The following is an 18,603-nucleotide window of genomic DNA, read 5'->3' as shown; positions in this document are numbered from 1 at the left end:
GTTTAATTTATCACCCACACTTCATTTCCTTTAAGTAATTTATCCAGATCAGCAGGTTTTTTTGCGATGGCTTCTTCGATCTGCATCGCCATTATATCTTCATAGCAACTGCGGTCTGTTTGATAAAATACGCCGAATGGCCTTGGCAAATGACCTTCTGTTGAGGGATTATCAAATATGCGGACAAGGATCTGTGCTTTGTAAACATCTTTTTCATCATGTACCCAACAATCATCTGCGCTAAAGCCATCACTGAAGTTTACAACTTTCGGAGTAAAGCCATCGAGCTTAATTCCTTTGTCATTATTTGCACCAAACACAAATGGTTTGCCCTGCTCAAGAAATAATACTTCATTTGCTTTTGTTCCTTTCTCTGTAAAAGTTTCAAATGCACCATCATTAAAGATGTTGCAGTTCTGGTATATCTCAAGAAACGATGCGCCTTTATGTTGCTGTGCCCTTAGCAGCATTGCCTGCAAATGTTTGGGATCACGGTCCATTGTTCTCGCAACAAATGTTGCATCAGCACCCAATGCTAATGCTAATGGATTAAACGGATGATCAATGCTTCCATACGGAGTTGACTTCGTTACCTTATTCACTTCTGATGTTGGAGAGTATTGACCTTTCGTTAAACCATAAATCTGGTTATTGAACAACAACACATTTACATCAAAATTTCTGCGCAATAAATGAATTGTATGATTACCTCCGATGCTCAATCCATCTCCATCTCCTGTTACGATCCAAACACTGAGTTCTGGTCTTGAAGCTTTCAACCCGCTGGCTACTGCAGTAGCACGACCATGGATCGAATGCATACCATATACATTCATGTAGTATGGAAAGCGGCTGCTACAGCCAATACCTGAAATGATAACAATATTCTCTTTAGGAATTCCCAAAGTGGGCATTATTTTCTGTACCTGTGCAAGGATAGAATAATCACCACAACCGGGACACCAACGTACTTCCTGGTCGGTTACAAAATCTTTGGCTGTTAAAACGGGGGCTGTTGCTGCAGAACTCATGCTGTTTATTTGGATAGCAAATTTAAAGAATATCGAACAAGGAACAAGGAAAAGAATGTTGAACAAAAAGCAAAAAATCATGAAGGTTGAGTTGGGTCCTACAACCACTCCTGAGCACCATTCTTTGTTCTTTAATCATTGCTCACCAGCTCTTCCCAATACTCAGCCGCCCGGCGGGTATGTGGAATTACAATTGTACCTCCTACAATATTGGCTACGGCAAAGATCTCATACATCTGCTCGGTTGTTATTCCCAGTTCATGACTCTTACCGAGGTGATACTTTATACAGTCGTCGCAACGGAGCACCATACTTGCTACAAGACCAAGCATTTCCTTCGTTTTTTTATCGATAGCGCCTTCTTCATAAGTATTAGTGTCAAGATTCCAGAGGCGTTTCATTACCAGGTTGTTTTTGCTAAGGATAACCTCATTCATTCGGGCACGGTAATCATTGAATTCTTTTACAAGTACTGACATAATAATGTTTTTAATTTAGTTGATGATTAAGTTGTTAGCAAGGTTCAGAGCTATAGTAGTTCCCCCTTCCAGTATGCAAAGAAAATATCTTTCAGCTTTACGTAAAACTACAATCCATCGTTTGCATTTTTCCTGAGATTTTCTGTAAACAGGTGGCCAGATATATAACTAGCTGATTCAAGTCGTTAATATTGTAATTAAATCGGGCGGCCTTTTTACCGCTAACCCTAGGAAAACCATTGACCCAATGAACCTGATCTACCTTTTAAACCTACTGACAACGATTGCACTCATTGTACCCATCACTATTATTCTTTTCTCACGGTTGTTGACGAAAAAAACATATGCTTTTTTAATGGTCTATTACCTGACCACTTTTGTTTTCAATCTTATGACAATTGAATTCGTAAAGGTGAGTTCAGAGGTAATAAGGATTTCAGCGATTCTTAACAACCTCCTTGATGGTCCGTTGATGCTCTGCTTTATGATATTGCTTGGTTATAACAGCAGGGAGAAAAAAACAATTAAAGGACTGGCTGCTGCACTACTCATTTATAATTTCACTGTACTATCAATAACAGGTTTCACAAATACGACCATCCGGATAAGCTTAGGTCCTTCCTTATTAATTTGTCTTATCCTTAGTATCCGGTATTTCATATACTATTCAAAAATCAATCTCCGTCGTAGAGGGAGTGATAATGGCAAAACACTTATCTCGGGTGCATTAGCTGCAAGCTACTCCGCATATATGTTTGTTTACCTCATTTACTATGTATTGCAAACTAACCCGATGATTGATGCTTATATTGTTTATTGCCTTTTAACAATATTCTCAGTCAGCTGCATGAGTGTAGGTCTTTACAAAAAGGTTTTAAGATGGCGCAAAATTGAGGAAGTGCAGGTAATGAGAAAAGAACTGGCCGTTTTATATGAAGCCGATAAAGATAACTCCAAAAGGAAAAAAGCCAGGTCCCTGGACGATCTATTCGGTTTTGATCCATCAGAGATAATACCGGGATTCCGCAATTAATTTATCAGCGATCCTTCTTCTTGCATCTTTACAATTAAATGGTTCTGCTTTTGTAAATCGTTTCAATCCCAGGAGTATCATTCTTTGCTCATCACCATCAGCAAATGAATTGATCGCATCCTTACCGGCTTTGTTTACAGCATCGGCAGCATCATACAGGTATGTGCGCATAATATCAAGCTGGATGCCGCATGCTGCTTCACCTTTCTTATCAACCATTTTCATTACACGCAACAATACACTCTCTGCATTGTAAGTATGGATCGCCATATCAGCAATATTCATTAGTATTTCCTGTTCGCTGTCTATTTTCATCATCAGCTTCTGCACAGCAGCGCCGGATGTCATCAATATTGCTTTCTTAAGATTTGCGATCAGTTTCTTTTCTTTTGCAAACGGTGTATCCTCATCGCTGCCAAAATCAGGAATGCTCATCAGCTCTTTCGAAACTTCCATTGCGGGACCCATCAGGTTCAATCTTCCTTGCATCGCTCTTTTCAAAGTCATGTCCAGCGTAAGCAAACGATTAATTTCATTCGTGCCTTCATAGATCCGGTTGATCCTTGAATCACGATAAGCTCTTGATGCATTATACTCAGCGCTGAAACCATTACCTCCATGTATCTGCACACCTTCATCTACTACATAATCCAGGGCTTCACTTCCATCTACTTTCAACATGGCACATTCAATGGCATATTCTTCAGCGCCACCTAACATTGCTTCATTAAAAGGTTTACCTGCTGCAAATAACTCATGCTCTTTATCAGAGATCCACTGCGCTGTTCTGTATAAAGCACTTTCACAAACAAATACACGAATGGCCATTTCAGCCAGCTTGAATTTTATTGCACCGAAATTTGCAATCGGCTGTTGAAACTGCTCTCTTGTTTTCGCATATTCAATTGAATTAGTGATACTGCGTTTTGAACCTCCTAATGCAGCTGCAGCCAATTTCAATCTTCCGATATTTAAAATATTAAATGCAATCTTGTGACCCTTTCCAGCTTCACCTAATAAATTTTCAACCGGCACTTTACAATCCTGGAAGTACAACTGCACAGTTGAAGAACCTTTGATACCCATTTTATGTTCTTCAGGTCCTTGTGTAAATCCTTCTGTTCCTCTTTCAACAATAAAGCCTGTAAAATCTTTACCATCAATTTTTGCAAACACAGTATATACATTAGCAAAACCACCATTGGTGATCCAGCACTTCTGTCCGTTAAGGATATAATGCTTGCCATCTTCACTCAGCTTAGCAGTTGTCTTTGCTCCCAGTGCATCACTACCGCTGTTAGGTTCAGTAAGACCATAAGCTCCTGTCCATTCGCCAGTAATCAGTTTAGGGATATATTTTTGTTTTTGTTCCGGCGTACCGAAATATAAGATGGGCAATGTACCGATACCTGTGTGTGCAGCAATAGCAACTGAAAACGAATGACCAGCACCAAGAAATTCATTTACGATAGTTGATGTTACAAAATCTTTACCCAACCCACCAAATTCCTCTGGAAAAGAAACGGAAAGAAGACCCTGTTCGCCGGCTTTTGCTACCAGGCTTTTCATTAATCCCGGCTCAAGGTTATCGATACGTTCGATATTGGGATACACTTCCTTATCGAGAAACTGGTTACACATATCCTTTATCATCAGTTGCTCTTCCACAAAATCTTCCGGTGTAAAAGTTTCGAATGGAACTGATTCTTTGATCAGCCATTCGCCGCCTTTCAGTACTGCTGATTTTTTTACTTCGGTGCTCATGATTATACGTTTAAAAAGTTTAAGAGTTTAAAGTCTAATGTTTATGGAGTCGACTGCATTACTACTATCATCGTCTGTTGCGTCGCACACTTTTACGTTCCATAATTCTATTCTGCATACTCAACACATCCTGTTTTAAATGTTGCTATAAGAAGAACTATTCAACTTAAGTTTCCCCTTTAGGGGGACAGGGGGTTACTTCAAATTATCATACACCACCTGCAACACTTCCTTACAGACATCAATTTTATCAGCAGGCACAGATTCCAAAGCTTCATTCAAAGTTTCTTCTGCCAGCTCCATCGTTTGTTCCTGCAGTTTTAAAGAATGTTTTGTTACATATATTTTATTGATGCGCCTGTCCGATTCAGATGCTACTCTTTTTACCAGTTCCAGTTTTTCTAAATTATCAACCAGTCTTGTAATACTCGGTTTATCTCTGAATGTTGCATTGCATAATTCCTGCTGGCTGATGCCATCCTGTTTCCATAAATGATACAACACACTCCATTGCTCAATTGTAATGTTCAGGCTGGCATTATTGAATTTCTTCTGCAATCTTCGTGCAATAGCGGTGGATGCCTTGCCCGTAACAAAACTGTAGAGTTCGCCTTTTTTAAATTGGTTGTTTGGCATATAGTTGTTTATACAACTATCCAAAATTAGCTATAACTTTGAAGAAGCCAAATATTTTTTGAATAAATTCTGTGAACTCTATTGGAACATCGGTTTCTTACTTATAAAAATTCCCAGGTTAGCTGGTACCGCTTTGGAAGCGGTTTACAGCCAGTTATTTGCTTTCATGGATATGGTGAATCCGGAAGACATTTCAGTTTTTTGGAACAGCCAGCAGATCAGCAATTCAGTTTTTTTGCAATTGACCTGCCCTTTCATGGCGAGACGGAGTGGAATGAGGGATTGAATTTTGAATGCGAAGATTTGAAGAAAATTACTGATGCCATTCTCGCCATCGATAACGATAAAAAAGAAATCCTGAACTATAAACCCATCCTTCTTGGTTTCAGTCTTGGTGGCAGAATTTCATTAAGTCTTTACCAAGCCATGCCTGGTAAGATTGAAAAAGTTGTGCTGCTTGCACCTGATGGATTGAAAATAAATTTTTGGTATTGGCTGGGCACACAAACATGGGCCGGAAGAAAGCTGTTTTATTTTACGATGCAAAACCCCGGTTGGTTTTTTGGCTTTCTCAAAATACTTAAATCAATAGGCATTGTAAATAACAGTGTCTTCAAGTTTGTGAAATATTATATCGATAATAAAACTGTAAGACATGAACTATATAACCGCTGGATCACATTTAGAAACTTAAGTCCAGAGCTTTCAAAAATAAGATTGATGGTATTAAAACATAAAACACCATTTCGTTTAGTGTATGGCAAACATGACCGCATTATTCTTCCTGAACATGGAGAAAAATTCCGCAAAGGAATTGAACTGCATTGCAATGTATCAGTAATTGAAAGCGGCCACCAGGTATTACATGAAAAGCATGTAAACGATATTGTTAGCCAGTTAAAAAGTTAGTGAGTCACCGACATTTCACTCAATACCTTTTTTATTGCCTCAACGATCTTCTCTCCTTTTTCTTTGATCTGCTCTTCCGTCCACAATAAACTGATGGCGGAGGAAATACAACGGCTCATTATTGCATCACTTGCACTGAAATCTTTATTAGCATGTTGAAGAACTGCGGCATGTTGTGCTTCACTTAATGCATTTAGCGTTATGTTTTGTTTTAAGTGATCCCATTTGCGGATATAATGCCAGTTATTATCGAACCAGTAAAAATTACCTGCTAATATTCCTTGTGCTTTTAATTCGGAAACAACTGCCTTTGTTATTTCCTCAGTGGGTAAAAACCAACTTAAGAAAGTGCAACTATCTCCCGCCGGATCGGGTATTCTTCTGAATGAAACTTCCGGAAGCTGTGATAAAATATTTTTTAGCGCCGTTTGATTCTTCTTTTGAATAGAAAGAAACTTATCCAGCTTTCTTATTTGTGCTAAACCAACGGCTGCATGTAATTCTGATATGCGGAAATTATATCCAATAAAAGGATGCAGGTCGGCACCACGGTCGACACCCTTATGATCATGGCCATGATCGGTATATCCATCGCATTTTACATATACTTCTTCATTATTCGTCATTACCACACCACCTTCGGCACAGGTAATTGTTTTTACAAAATCAAAACTGAATGTGCCTGCAGCGCCAATAGTGCCAAGCATTTTTCCTTTATAACTTGCACCAATACTTTGGCAGGCATCTTCCAATAAGATCAGGTTATGTTCTTTACAAATTGAAACTAACGCATCCATATCAGCCATACTGCCACACATATGTACCGGCATCACGCATTTTGTATTTGGAGTGATCGCTTTTCTTACAGCATCTGGATTCAATGTCAGTGTATCATCCACATCCACCATTACAGGAATGGCTCCGACGCTTAATACGGCCTCAAAACTTGCGACGAAAGTAAATGAAGGCATGATAACCTCATCGCCTGCACCGATACCCAACGCTGCCATTGCTGTCGTTAATGCTGATGTGCCGCTTGAAGTAAGTTGTGCGTACTTACTGCCAAATGTTTTGCAAATAGCTTCCTCCAGTTCTTTACTTTTCCAGATCCCTTTGCGTGGGCCGTCAAATCCATAGCGCATCAGGATTCCTGTTTCCAATACATCATTTACTTCTTTGCGTTCTTCGGCGCCCCAAAGTTCAAAACCAGGCATGAGTAATTAAGATTTTAGATTGAAAGCAAAGATAATTGATTCATTTTTTAGCTGGTAATTACTCAATTATCGCAATTTGGGGAATTCCTGTGATGGTAGCTGCGCTAAAATAACTTCATCATTCTAATTGAACATAAAGAATGATGAAGTTATTAAAGAGTATTGATAAAAACGGGTGTAGCTAATGAATGATGAATAGACTTGCTGCACTACAAGAGTGTGACACAACAGGTGCCTAATCAGGGTTATTGGGCTGGTAAATAAAAATTATTTCTTCTCTCTTATTTTATCCAGCATATTATTAAGCTGAATAGCTTCTTCGATGTTCAGGTTTTCAAGTATTGAATCCAGCTCATCATTTTTTTCATCCATTGCTACCAGCAACTCAAGGCCGGATTCTGTAATCGTTACATCGACAAGTCTTTTATCGTTGTCGTTTGTTTTCTTGGAAACAAGATTTTTAGCCACCAGCCGATCCACGATGCGGCTTGTATCACTCATTTTATCCAGCATCCTGTCGCGGATCTGTAAGGTTGATAACGGAGTGGGGTGACTACCCCTCAATATGCGGAGAATATTGTACTGCTGCGGAGTAATATCCGATTTGCTTAGAACCTTTTTCACTCTTTCCATTAGCCAGCCATATGTATAAAAAAGGTTTACATAGGCACGATGAAAATCATTCCGGAAGCTTTCCTGGTGGATGTCTTTTTCTATTCCCATATCGGTAATTGAGTATGTTAGCATAGTCGTAATTTTTATGATTTAACAGTTGCAACCCTAAAAAAACTGTGCCAGATATTCAGCCTTGTGGGAAAATCTTTTGCGAAGAATACGGAAACCACCGTAATTTCAATTACCAATTCAACTGCAAACACCATGAAAGTATTAGTAGAATCATTCCGCCATTTTTGGGAAGGTTTTTCCTCGTTTTATACCTCTATCTACGATGAAATAATTGGCCGGTAAGGATTTGTTAAGATTCCCAGACTTTTGTTCCCTCACTGCAATTGCTGCAGATGTCAATGTTTTTTCTTCCGCTTAACAATGCGGTGCGGAATTTTTTATACTCACCGTTGTTCCATATCTCTTTAAATGATTTTGTTTTTAAATCGCCCAATTTGTGCTGAGCATCTTTATCAAAGCAACAGGGAGCAACAAGACCATCCCAGGTTATTACGGGATCATGCCAGAGGCGCCAGCAGTGATTGGCGAGTTTTCCTTTGAATTCATAGCCTTTATTTGTTTTGCGATAACGGCTGAATTTATCAATTGAGGGAATTAACTGGTTAGGATCGTTTTCAAAATCATATATCTGCGCTGTTTTAAACCAGACATCATCAACACCAATTTCATCTGCAAGTTTTTTTACTTCATCTATCTGGTGTTCATTCGGCTTAACAACCAAAAACTGGAAAACAATGAACGGCGTTTTGCTTTTCATTTCTTTTTTCCATTTCACAATATTCTTTGCTCCTTCAATCACTTTATTAAGGTTTCCGCCTACACGATATTGTTCATACACATCCTGCGTAGTTCCATCTATTGAAATGATCAAACGGTCAAGCCCACTTTCAATAGTCCGTTTTGCATTTGCATCATTCAGATAATGGGCATTCGTGGAGGTAGCCGTATAAATTTTCTTTGATGAAGCATATTTTACCATATCCAGGAAATCGGGATTGAGATAAGGCTCTCCCTGGAAATAAAAAACAAGATACCAGAGTTCTTTAGCCAACTGGTCGATCGTGTCTTTGAAAAAATTTTGTTGCAACATACCCGTTGGCCGTGTAAATGCTCTTAACCCGCTGGGGCATTCCGGGCAGCGCAGATTACAACTGGTGGTTGGTTCAAATGAAATAGAAATCGGATAACCCCACTGCACAGGTTTTTTAAACCATTTGCTGATATAATAACTGCTTAGTACCCTTATCCCATTCCAGGCACGGTTTGGAGTAAGTTTCGAAAAAAGATTGATGGTATCGTTTCTGTTTAGCCTTGACATGAACTGTAAAGTTAAGTCTGTATCTTCAAATGAAATTATTATGCAGGGCTTGCCATCTTATACCATTTTTCCGCTGGGGGATTCGGCATTGACAATTGATTTTGGAAATGTGATTGACTTCGGCATCAATGAGCAGGTTATTTCCCTGTTTCATCATTTAACCAACCGGCCACTAGCTGCCATGAAGGAAGCTATACCCGCATACAGTTCTCTTACCATTCATTATAATTTCTTTGAAGCTAATAAATGCAAAGAACCTGATCAAACCGTGTTTGAATGGATGAAGCAACAGGTAGAGCAAATGATAACCGAAGGATTTGAAATAAAAGTTTCTGCTGGAAATAATATGCGTATCCCTGTTTGTTACACTGAAGAATTTGGACCTGATATTAAAACAATTGCTGAGGCAAACGGAATTGCTGCTGAGGATGTCATTAGTATTCATACTTCTACAGCCTACAAAGTATTTATGCTCGGTTTTCTTCCCGGCTTTGCATACATGGGAGAAGTAGATGAAAAAATAAGTTATGCAAGAAAACCAAAACCTGAAATGTTGAAAGCAGGCAGTGTAGGCATTGCTGGCCGGCAAACAGGAATTTACCCTTTGGATTCTCCGGGCGGCTGGCAAATTATCGGCCGTACTCCCTTAGAACTTTTTAATAAAAAAAACGATCAGCTGACTTTATTGAGCGCAGGAGATTCTGTTCAATTCTATTCTATTACCAAAGATGAGTTTGAAGATATTAAAGCCGGGAATACTTGATACCATACAGGATGAAGGCAGGTATGGTTATCAGCATCTCGGGATCAATCCCAGTGGTGCAATGGATAAGTTTGCCATGAAAACAGCCAACTTACTGATAGGAAATAAACTGAATGAGCCAGTTCTTGAAATTTTTTTTCCATCCCCTGATATTTTGTTTGAACAAAATGCATTGATCACTATTACCGGTGCAAATTTTTCACCTATGATAAATGGCGATGGAATAAAAACTGGTCGCCCCGTAATGGTGAAAAAAAATACTGTGATCCAATTTCCGCAAAATAAAAAAGGGCAATGTTGTTATCTCGCTATACATGGTGGTTTTAAAATAACACCATGGCTTAATAGTTGCAGCACTAATTTGAAAGCAGTTGCCGGCGGTTTTGAAGGAAGAAAATTACAGCGGGGTGATTGTATTGAATTCAATAAAGATTTTTGTCACGAAAGATTGAAAGATGCAGATATTATTAAACTGCATTGGCGGGCTGCACCGTTTACAGATGAATCGGGTGATGAAGAAATATTTGTATTGCCCGGAAACGAGTGGAGTTATTTAGCTGAGCAATCAAGGAATATTTTTTGCAATAATAATTTCCAAGTTGCTTTATCATCAGACAGGATGGGATACAGACTGAGTGGCAATAAACTTATTTCGGAAAATAATATAGAACTGGTATCTGCTGCAGTGAATTCAGGCACCATTCAGTTGTTGCCAAATGGCGAGTTGATTGTGCTGATGGCAGACAGCCAGACAACCGGTGGCTATCCCCGCATTGCCCATGTTATTTCTGCGCACTTGCCAAAGCTTGCGCAAAAACAACCTGGTTCGGCTATAAAATTTACTATCGTAAATCAGGCAATTGCTGAGAGTTTGATGATGAAACAAAAGCTACACTTGCAGCAGTTGAAAAATGCTTGTAATTTCAGACTACAGGATATCTTAAAATGAAAACCATTGACATCAATTGTGATTTGGGAGAAGGTATCGGCAATGAAGAAGCGATAATGCCTTTTATATCCTCCGCAAATATTGCCTGCGGCTATCATGCAGGCGATGAAAAAACTATTTGGAATACCGTTGAGTTATGTATCAAACATAAAGTTGCCATTGGTGCACATCCTTCATTTTTAGACCGGGAAAATTTTGGCAGGACAGAGATGAATTTAGATGTTGCGGATATTTATGAATTAATAACCCAGCAATTAGTTATCATGGATGAAATTACTGTGAACCTTAATACTGTGTTTCATTATGTAAAACCACATGGCGCCTTATACAATCTTTCAGCAAAAGATAAAACGATTGCTAATACAATTGCCCGTGCCGTTAAAGATTTTAATCATGAACTTACTTTGATCGGATTAAGTGGAAGTCATTCAATAAAAGAAGCAGAAAAAATTGGATTAAAAACCTGTAATGAAGTTTTTGCTGACAGATCTTATATGGATGATGGAAGCCTGATGCCCCGTTCTCAAACCGGTGCTGTAATAGAAGATATAGATAAAGCCGTTCAACAAGCTTTGCAACTGGTTAATGATGGAGTAGTAACTACTGCATCCAGAAAAAAAATAAAGCTAAAAGCAGAAACGATCTGCCTGCATGGCGACGGAAAATATGCAATTGAATTTGCAAAAGCGATTTATGGAGCATTCAAGAAAGGAAAAATTGCCATCTCTCCTTCCCGCCACTTACTACTTCCTTTATTTTAATTTTTTCACTTTCACCATTTCGATTCTTGTATCGCCTACATTAATGATGTCGAATTCGTAATCATCAATGATGATGCGTTCTTTCTGTCGGGGGATCGTTTCATGATAACCGATGATATATCCTGAAAGAGTTTCTGCGTCATTATCCGTAAATGTCAATCCATATTTTTCTTCTATATAATCCAGTTCCATCCTTCCGCTGAAGATGTATTCATTTTCCGCAATTTGTTTTTCTATAAACTCTTCTGTATCGTATTCGTCTTCTATCTCACCAAATAGTTCTTCCAGCACATCTTCCATGGTAATGATGCCGGCTGTACCACCAAACTCATCTACTACCCATGCTATACTTTTTCTTTCCCGGGTAAATTTGCTGATAAGATCTGCTGCACTCATACTTTCAGGTACCGCAGGTATAGGTAATAGTAATGATTGGATCGATTCCGGTTTTTTAAACAGGTCCAACTGGTGAACATAGCCAACAATGTGATCTATATTTTTATCATAAACGATCAGCTTGCTCAGCTTGGTTTCAGCAAACTTATTTTTTATGTCCTGCATTGTTGAGGTCAGTTCGGCTCCAACAATTTCCTTTCGCGGCACCAGGCATTGACGAATTTTTATTCTTGGCAGTTCCTGTGCATTTTCCAGCAATTGTGTATTGCGTTCCTGCTTTTCTTCATCATCTGCATTTTGAAGGAACAGGTTTTTCAGGTCACTCCGCTTAAGTGCTTTTTTATTTTTATTTATGCGGATATTGAAAAGGTATTTTAATATCCAGCCTGCTAAATTGATCAAGCCTGCTGCAATGGGATAAAACATCTGGTAAAAAAAATCAGTAACAATGGCTAAGCGGGTAAGCAGTGTAGTACTTCTTGCACGGAAAATGGCACGGGGAATAAACTCCGCAAAAATTAAAATAACAACAGTAGCTAATGCGATCTCGCAAATCACTTTCACCAGGCCCGATTGAATATGAAACCGTTCCCACACAAAATCCTCCATCACATAACTGAGGATAAGACTAAAAAAAATAAGAAAAATATTATAGCCGATCAATGTGGTGCCTAAAAAATGATCCGGTGATTCAACAAACTGTGCAAGAATACGGCCGGACATGCCGCCCTGTTTTTTTCGTACTTCAATGGTCAGCCTGTTGGCGCTGTAAAAGGCCATTTCAATCCCTGAGAAAAAACCCATCAGTAAAATGGTTATGACAAAAAATATGATCGGGTTCAGGTTAAACATGAGGTAAAGATAATGAATGGCAGTTGGCGGTTGCGAATAGGCTTACTAAAAATAGAAGGTAATTTTTATCAAATCCCCGTCTTAGTATCTAAAAAATTCCTGACAGCTTCTTCAGCTTCTTTGCAAGCCTTTGCTAAATCATCATTTACGATCGGTTTATTAAATTTCGGCTTGAAGGAAAGCTCGAAAGAGGCTTTGCTGATCCTTGCTTCAAGGCTTTCAGGAGTTTCGGTGCCTCTTTTTTCTAACCTTCTTCTCAATTCTTCCAGCGATGGCGGTTCAATAAATAACGATAAAGTCAGATTTCGGTATTGATCCTGTACATTCAATCCACCCTTTACATCTACATCCAATAGCGGAACTTTATTTTCATTCCAGATGCGTTGTAGTTCGCTTTTTAGTGTGCCATAATATTTTCCTTCGTATACCATTTCCCATTCAGCAAATTCATTATTGTCGATCTTCTTTCTAAACTCTTCCGGTGACATAAAATAATAATCTGTGCTGTGCTGCTCATAACTACGGGGTTGCCGGGTAGCGCAACTCACGGAAAAAGCAAGTTTCTCAGGAAATGTTTTCAGCAAATGTTTGGTGATAGAAGTTTTGCCGGCTCCAGATGGAGCAGCTATAATGATGATCTTATTTTGCGGCGAAAACATTTACAAAGAAAGCAGAAAAAAGATTAATGATGTAAACAGTTTATTTCTTTTCATTCAACGTCTTCCACAACAGATCTTTCAATTCTGTAAGACCCTTATTTGCAACAGATGAAATAAACAAGTGCGGAATATTGGCTGGCATAACTTTTTCAATGGCATTCTTCAATTCATCATCCAGCATATCGCTTTTGCTGATGGCAATTACGAATTGCTTGTGCAATAATTCAGCATTGTATTTCTCCAGTTCATTTACCAGTATCTCAAATTCTTTTTTATGATCATCGCAATCCGCAGGAATTAAAAATAATAAAACAGGATTGCGTTCTATATGTCTTAAGAAACGATGGCCCAGTCCTTTTCCTTCTGCAGCTCCTTCAATAATGCCGGGCAGATCGGCAATACAAAAACTTTTTCCCTCACGGTATTCAACTATTCCAAGATTCGGTGTGATAGTAGTAAATGCATAATCAGCGATCTTCGGTTTAGCGGCTGTAATTACAGAAAGCAAAGTTGATTTACCAGCGTTTGGAAAACCAACCAGCCCCACATCAGCCAGCACTTTTAATTCCAAAACTTTCCATGCTTCAGATCCGGGCAAGCCGGGTTGTGCATGTTCAGGCGCCTGGTTGGTGGGTGTTGCAAAATGAGAATTGCCTAACCCTCCTTTACCACCCGATATCCAGACTACTTCCTGCCCGTCTTCAAGTATCTCAACTTCTTTTTCTCCAGATCCCTCGTCTCTTGCAATAGTACCCAGCGGTACTTCAATAATGATGTCTTTTCCATCTCGGCCGTGTCGGTTATTACTGCCGCCTTTTTCACCATCTTCTGCCAATACATTTTTATAATAACGGAGGTGCAACAAGGTCCAGAGATTGCTATTGCCTTTTAAGATAATATGTGCCCCGCGGCCACCATCACCACCATCGGGACCGCCCAGTGCGGTAAATTTATTGCGCATAAAATGCTTGTTACCGGCACCACCATGTCCGCTTCTACAGAATATTCTTATCTGGTCAACAAAATTTGATTTTTCCAAAACGCTGTTTTCTTGTGAAGTGGCAAAAATATACCTTCACAGCTTAACAACCGGCATGTAATTAGACATAAAAACAATAAAATATACAGATGAAAACAATATTGCTGTTACTATCATTTACCATTTTTGCCAGCGAAACCTGCGATAAAAAGAAAAAACAGGATAAAACAGCTGAGGATACGGAAATTGTAGTTCCAAAATGTATACAAACGAAAATCGACTCTCTAAAAAAAGTGCCTCGTTTCAATCCTCCTGCTGAAGTAAATGAATACAATTACAATGGCAAACGGGCATTTCTCTTCAGCAGCGATTGTTGTGATAATTACAATGTCCTGCTTGATGAAAATTGTAATTATATCTGCGCTCCTTCTGGTGGTTTTACAGGTAAAGGAGATATGAAGTGTACTGATTTTACAGAAAAAGCAAAACTTGTGAAAGTAGTTTGGAAAGATGAGAGGAAATAAAAAACGCCGGCCTTACGGGGCCGGCGCTGTAACGCAATTAACGATTAGGTTTATTGCACTACTATCTTTTTGGTATAAACCATTTTGCTGCTTTGTTGAGAAGTAAGTTTGATCATATATACACCTCTTGCTGATGCCCTGTTCAGATTTATTTTTTCAGCATGCTCCACACCATTGATAACAATATTGCGGTTCAGCACCTGGCGGCCCATTACATCATTTAATGTCATTGTATAATTACCAGCCTGCAACTGGCTGAACTGAACAGTGAATTGATCATCCATTACCGGGTTTGGATAAACCATGATGCGGTTATCATCAGCTATATCTGTTCTAGTAAGTACTTCCTGCGCCGGTGTTGCACTATTTCTTGTTTGTAAAATATTGCTATTGCCCAGGTCAGAGCTACGCCAGATACCGCCTTCAGGTTTGTAAGGCGTAGCTGTCATGTTTGATAAATTAAGAATAGCCCATGAATCTCCATTGCTGGCACTGCTTAACAGGATCTGGTTTTCATCATTCACAACTACTCCGTTTGAAGTAAAGTTTTGCGGTAAATCTTTTACAGTTCCCAGGAGCGTAGCTACTTTAGTTTCAATTTTTACTTTGTATACTGTATTGCGTGCAGAAACAATGATCAGGTTGCCATCATCATCAGCGATCATATCACCACCAAAGCTACTGCAGTAATTATGAATGGAAACGCCGTTGTTTTTCGGATCATCAGTAAGCGGTCCCAGGTCAGTGATAATTGCTTTTTTTGTATTAAAGCGGATCAGTTTATTACCGTCATTAGTAAGTGCATAACCGTCTCCATCATCAGCGATCACCATTCTTGTTACAATATTGCTTTGGTCATTATTCTTTGTGGCCATTCCGGTCAATGCATTATCCGTAACATAAAACACTTTCATTGTTTTAAGATCAACATAACGGAGTTGGTCAATAAACATAGGAGTATACCAGATACGATTGTTTTTTCTGTCATAAGCCATAGCAGCAACACCACTGCTAAATGCAGGTTGGGTATTAAACCGATACTGCGCTTCTACCGGGAATTGACTGATCTGGGTTTTGGTAGTGGCATCATACGCTACCTGGTTAAAATTATTTCCATCAAGCAGAACTTCGGAAAACTTGCCTGACTTAAAATCGATCTTACGCAGGAAGTTCCAGCCAGCACCGTCTTTTTGCACATCGGTAACAGCATAAGCGAAACGATCGGCGGATTGAGAGAATACAGCAGAACTTAATAAGGTTGTGGTAAGTAATACAGCAGTGTGTAAACTTTTTCTCATGGCGAATTGATTTAATTAAAGGATTAAAAACGAAGAATTAAGTTACAACTATTCCTTTACGTGGTGAAAAAAAATTACAACTGGCTTGTTATCCTTTCCGGGGCTTATAATCTGCGCTTTGAATGGGAAGTGAATCAGGGATTTTACGTAAGGGCTCCGTTTCTTTCAGGCTTTCAAATAGTTCTTTTGGCAAAGCCTGGTAGAGTTTTGTGCCTTCCGTTTTCCAGGCTATCATTTCATCAGATACCTCTTTTAGTTTTTTAGCCGGGTTGCCTACAATAAGGCTTCTGTTTTCAAATACTTCACCTTCTTTTACAAAACTTAGTGCGCCGACAATACATTCATCACCTAAAATAACATTATCCATTATCACTGCATTCATTCCTACTAAACAGTTTTTTCCGATCGTTGCTCCATGTATCACTGCGCCATGCCCTATATGTGCACCGGCTTTTAATAAAACAGTAACTCCCGGAAACATATGAATGGTACAATTCTCCTGCACATTGCATCCATCTTCGAGAATGATCTGACCCCAATCGCCACGGAGTGCTGCGCCGGGGCCGATATAACAATCTTTGCCGATGATGACATTGCCTGTTACTGCTGCTAATGGATGTATAAATGAGGATTCGTGAATGACAGGTATAAATTTTTTGAATTGATAAATCATGGTTAAGTAAAAAAAGTATACAATGTAAATAAAGTGCGGCTATAAGTTGCTTTGCTTTGGCTCATCTCTCCTTTTTCTAAGGTAGTTCAGGTAGCCATTCAGCATTCGTTCAATTTCTTTGCCTTTACTCTTGTAATAATCCAGCTTCTCCGCTGTAATGTACCCATCATCAAAGGCATCAATCAGATGATTAATTGTTTCTGCTAAAGAACCTCTTGCCTGCACACAGTAATGAATCTGATCGGGCCAGGTAAACCTTCCGTGACCCTCAGAAATAAGATCATTTACAGACCTTACACTACGGATGGTTTGATCTGTGAGTCTGAATTTTTCTTCTGGAGGAAATTTTCTCGCTCTTTACAAACTTCAATTTTAAATTCCCTCACTTTCTTCCACAATTCAAGTTCTTCAAAACCAAAATTGCTGTTTTCCATAACTTATATTACAATATATACCTATTTACTTATCAACTTTTTGTCTGTACGAAAACAAAGTCCTTTGAAAACCGCAACTTCATGGTTGTTTTGATTTGTAATAGAAATATGATACAGGCCAGTAGATCTTCCGTTGTGTAATTCCTTTGCTTCTGCTGTCAATATATCTCCTACATGCACCGGTTTTATAAAATTGATAGAAGTATCTAATGCTACCGATAAGTTATTTCTATTGTTACATGCAAATGCAAAAGCGGAATCCGCCAATGAAAAAGGGATACCACCATGCACAATTCCAAAACCGTTTACCATTTCCTTCCGGATGGTCATTTTTATTTTGCTGTATCCTTCTTTCACCTCCAGCACTTCTATACCCAGCCACTGACTGAAAAAATCATTTTCCATCATGTGGTTAACAACATCTTCATGAATTGTTGGCATATATCGGTTATTATTCTCCTTTAAAATCGGGTTTACGTTTTTCCAGGAAGGCCTTCACACCTTCTTCATAATCCTTAGTCTTCGCCGCATATTGCTGAAAAACATCTTCTGTTTTTAGTTGTTCTTCCAGTGAATTAGTTAATGATTTACTTAATACCTGTTTGGTATAAGCCAATCCTTTTGTCGGCATCTGGGAAAGATAGATAGCAATATGCATTGCATTTTCGGCAAATGTTCCATCAGGAAAAATTTTATAGATCATTCCCATCTTTTCGGCATCAAGAGCAGAAACCTTTTCGCCAAGCATCATTAATGCGCTTGCTTTTTGCCAGCCAATTAATCTTGGTAAATGATAAGTACCTCCGCTATCTGGTATCAACCCGATCTTTGAAAAAGCCTGAATGAAAGAAGCAGATTCAGCCGCTACAACAATATCACAACTCAAAGCAATATTTGCCCCCGCACCTGCAGCTACGCCATTTATAGCAGCTACTACAGGTTTTTCTAAATTTTTAATTCTTGTAATAATGGGATTATAATGTTCACTCAGGATCTTTCCCATTCCCGGCCCGTTCGGATCAACTACTTCTGCCAGATCTTGTCCTGCACTAAACCCTTTGCCTGCACCAGTGATATAAACACATCTTATTGCTGAGTTTTTGCATTCATCTAATTTCTCTTGCATCAGCAAAGCCATTTCACGATTAAATGAGTTGAGTTTATCAGGACGATTAAGAGTAATGATTCCGATAGAGTCCTTTATTTCAAAAAGAATAGATGACATGAATCTTTATTTAATTCAA

The 18,603-nt window shown here is 38.9% G+C and carries 20 protein-coding genes and 1 pseudogene; 6 read left to right on the top strand and 15 right to left on the bottom strand.

The window, feature by feature from the left end; translation table 11 throughout:
* Window positions 1–2: 2 nt before the first annotated feature.
* A complete protein-coding gene (locus tag E6H07_06200; protein TMI65504.1) occupies window positions 3–1,031 on the bottom strand; it encodes a 2-oxoacid:ferredoxin oxidoreductase subunit beta in 1,029 nt (342 codons plus the stop codon).
* Between the two features lie 131 nt (window positions 1,032–1,162).
* Complete coding sequence (locus E6H07_06195; protein TMI65503.1) at window positions 1,163–1,510, bottom strand: carboxymuconolactone decarboxylase family protein; 348 nt, start codon at window positions 1,508–1,510, stop codon at window positions 1,163–1,165.
* Between the two features lie 247 nt (window positions 1,511–1,757).
* On the opposite strand from E6H07_06195, the gene E6H07_06190 reads away from it, so the two are divergent.
* A complete protein-coding gene (locus E6H07_06190) occupies window positions 1,758–2,543 on the top strand; it encodes a hypothetical protein (protein TMI65502.1) in 786 nt (261 codons plus the stop codon).
* Here the strand turns inward: E6H07_06190 and E6H07_06185 are convergent.
* A complete protein-coding gene (locus E6H07_06185) occupies window positions 2,514–4,307 on the bottom strand; it encodes an acyl-CoA dehydrogenase (GenBank protein TMI65501.1) in 1,794 nt (597 codons plus the stop codon). The two genes, E6H07_06190 and E6H07_06185, sit on opposite strands and share 30 nt — an antisense overlap.
* Window positions 4,308–4,502: 195 nt before the next feature.
* The gene (locus E6H07_06180) at window positions 4,503–4,943 is read right to left on the bottom strand and encodes a MarR family transcriptional regulator (GenBank protein ID TMI65500.1); all 441 of its coding nucleotides are present in this window, start codon (window positions 4,941–4,943) and stop codon (window positions 4,503–4,505) included.
* An 81-nt stretch (window positions 4,944–5,024) separates the two neighbouring features.
* Here E6H07_06180 and E6H07_06175 point away from each other — a divergent pair, with 81 nt between their 5' ends.
* Window positions 5,025–5,852, top strand: coding sequence for an alpha/beta hydrolase (locus tag E6H07_06175; protein TMI65499.1), 828 nt, complete (start codon window positions 5,025–5,027; stop codon window positions 5,850–5,852).
* On the opposite strand, the gene E6H07_06170 is transcribed toward E6H07_06175, so the two are convergent.
* The 3 genes from E6H07_06170 to E6H07_06160 form a co-directional block, all read right to left on the bottom strand.
* Window positions 5,849–7,066, bottom strand: a complete 1,218-nt coding sequence (locus tag E6H07_06170) for a DegT/DnrJ/EryC1/StrS family aminotransferase (GenBank protein TMI65498.1) — start codon at window positions 7,064–7,066, stop codon at window positions 5,849–5,851. The two genes, E6H07_06175 and E6H07_06170, sit on opposite strands and share 4 nt — an antisense overlap.
* Before the next feature lie 267 nt (window positions 7,067–7,333).
* Window positions 7,334–7,789: a MarR family transcriptional regulator gene (locus tag E6H07_06165; GenBank protein ID TMI66481.1), complete on the bottom strand. Its 456-nt coding sequence runs from the start codon at window positions 7,787–7,789 to the stop codon at window positions 7,334–7,336.
* A gap of 253 nt (window positions 7,790–8,042) precedes the next feature.
* On the bottom strand, window positions 8,043–9,071 hold the full coding sequence (locus E6H07_06160) for a radical SAM protein (GenBank protein ID TMI65497.1): 1,029 nt from the start codon (window positions 9,069–9,071) through the stop codon (window positions 8,043–8,045).
* Between E6H07_06160 and pxpB the strand changes: the two genes are divergently transcribed.
* Genes pxpB through E6H07_06145 form a run of 3 tightly spaced genes read left to right on the top strand, consistent with a single transcriptional unit; the run spans window position 9,043 to window position 11,544 of the window.
* A complete protein-coding gene (gene pxpB / locus E6H07_06155) occupies window positions 9,043–9,834 on the top strand; it encodes a 5-oxoprolinase subunit PxpB (GenBank protein ID TMI65496.1) in 792 nt (263 codons plus the stop codon). The two genes, E6H07_06160 and pxpB, sit on opposite strands and share 29 nt — an antisense overlap.
* Window positions 9,800–10,783: a biotin-dependent carboxyltransferase family protein gene (locus E6H07_06150; protein ID TMI65495.1), complete on the top strand. Its 984-nt coding sequence runs from the start codon at window positions 9,800–9,802 to the stop codon at window positions 10,781–10,783. The genes pxpB and E6H07_06150 overlap by 35 nt, the downstream gene beginning before the upstream one ends.
* On the top strand, window positions 10,780–11,544 hold the full coding sequence (locus E6H07_06145) for a LamB/YcsF family protein (protein TMI65494.1): 765 nt from the start codon (window positions 10,780–10,782) through the stop codon (window positions 11,542–11,544). Before E6H07_06150 ends, E6H07_06145 begins: the two co-directional genes overlap by 4 nt.
* Here the strand turns inward: E6H07_06145 and E6H07_06140 are convergent.
* From E6H07_06140 to obgE, 3 genes are all read right to left on the bottom strand, one after another.
* A complete protein-coding gene (locus E6H07_06140) occupies window positions 11,536–12,792 on the bottom strand; it encodes an HlyC/CorC family transporter (protein ID TMI65493.1) in 1,257 nt (418 codons plus the stop codon). The two genes, E6H07_06145 and E6H07_06140, sit on opposite strands and share 9 nt — an antisense overlap.
* A gap of 68 nt (window positions 12,793–12,860) precedes the next feature.
* Window positions 12,861–13,451, bottom strand: a complete 591-nt coding sequence (locus E6H07_06135; protein ID TMI65492.1) for a guanylate kinase — start codon at window positions 13,449–13,451, stop codon at window positions 12,861–12,863.
* Window positions 13,452–13,491: 40 nt separating this feature from the next.
* Complete coding sequence (gene obgE / locus E6H07_06130; protein TMI65491.1) at window positions 13,492–14,490, bottom strand: GTPase ObgE; 999 nt, start codon at window positions 14,488–14,490, stop codon at window positions 13,492–13,494.
* Between the two features lie 185 nt (window positions 14,491–14,675).
* Between obgE and E6H07_06125 the strand changes: the two genes are divergently transcribed.
* Complete coding sequence (locus E6H07_06125) at window positions 14,676–14,954, top strand: hypothetical protein (protein TMI66480.1); 279 nt, start codon at window positions 14,676–14,678, stop codon at window positions 14,952–14,954.
* A gap of 50 nt (window positions 14,955–15,004) precedes the next feature.
* Here the strand turns inward: E6H07_06125 and E6H07_06120 are convergent, their stop codons facing one another.
* The 5 genes and pseudogenes from E6H07_06120 to E6H07_06100 all read right to left on the bottom strand — a co-directional run bounded on the left by E6H07_06120 (window position 15,005) and on the right by E6H07_06100 (window position 18,584).
* On the bottom strand, window positions 15,005–16,252 hold the full coding sequence (locus tag E6H07_06120; protein ID TMI65490.1) for a T9SS type A sorting domain-containing protein: 1,248 nt from the start codon (window positions 16,250–16,252) through the stop codon (window positions 15,005–15,007).
* Between the two features lie 88 nt (window positions 16,253–16,340).
* The gene (locus E6H07_06115) at window positions 16,341–16,925 is read right to left on the bottom strand and encodes a transferase hexapeptide repeat family protein (GenBank protein ID TMI65489.1); all 585 of its coding nucleotides are present in this window, start codon (window positions 16,923–16,925) and stop codon (window positions 16,341–16,343) included.
* 39 nt (window positions 16,926–16,964) lie between these two features.
* Window positions 16,965–17,359 (bottom strand): annotated as a pseudogene (locus tag E6H07_06110) (four helix bundle protein).
* Between the two features lie 21 nt (window positions 17,360–17,380).
* Complete coding sequence (gene paaI, locus E6H07_06105) at window positions 17,381–17,800, bottom strand: hydroxyphenylacetyl-CoA thioesterase PaaI (GenBank protein TMI65488.1); 420 nt, start codon at window positions 17,798–17,800, stop codon at window positions 17,381–17,383.
* Window positions 17,801–17,810: 10 nt separating this feature from the next.
* On the bottom strand, window positions 17,811–18,584 hold the full coding sequence (locus tag E6H07_06100) for a 2-(1,2-epoxy-1,2-dihydrophenyl)acetyl-CoA isomerase (protein TMI65487.1): 774 nt from the start codon (window positions 18,582–18,584) through the stop codon (window positions 17,811–17,813).
* Window positions 18,585–18,603 lie beyond the last annotated feature (19 nt).

It is taken from the genome of Bacteroidota bacterium (assembly GCA_005882315.1).
GTDB lineage: Bacteria > Bacteroidota > Bacteroidia > Chitinophagales > Chitinophagaceae > VBAR01.
This window is presented reverse-complemented; position numbering and strand designations above follow the sequence as displayed.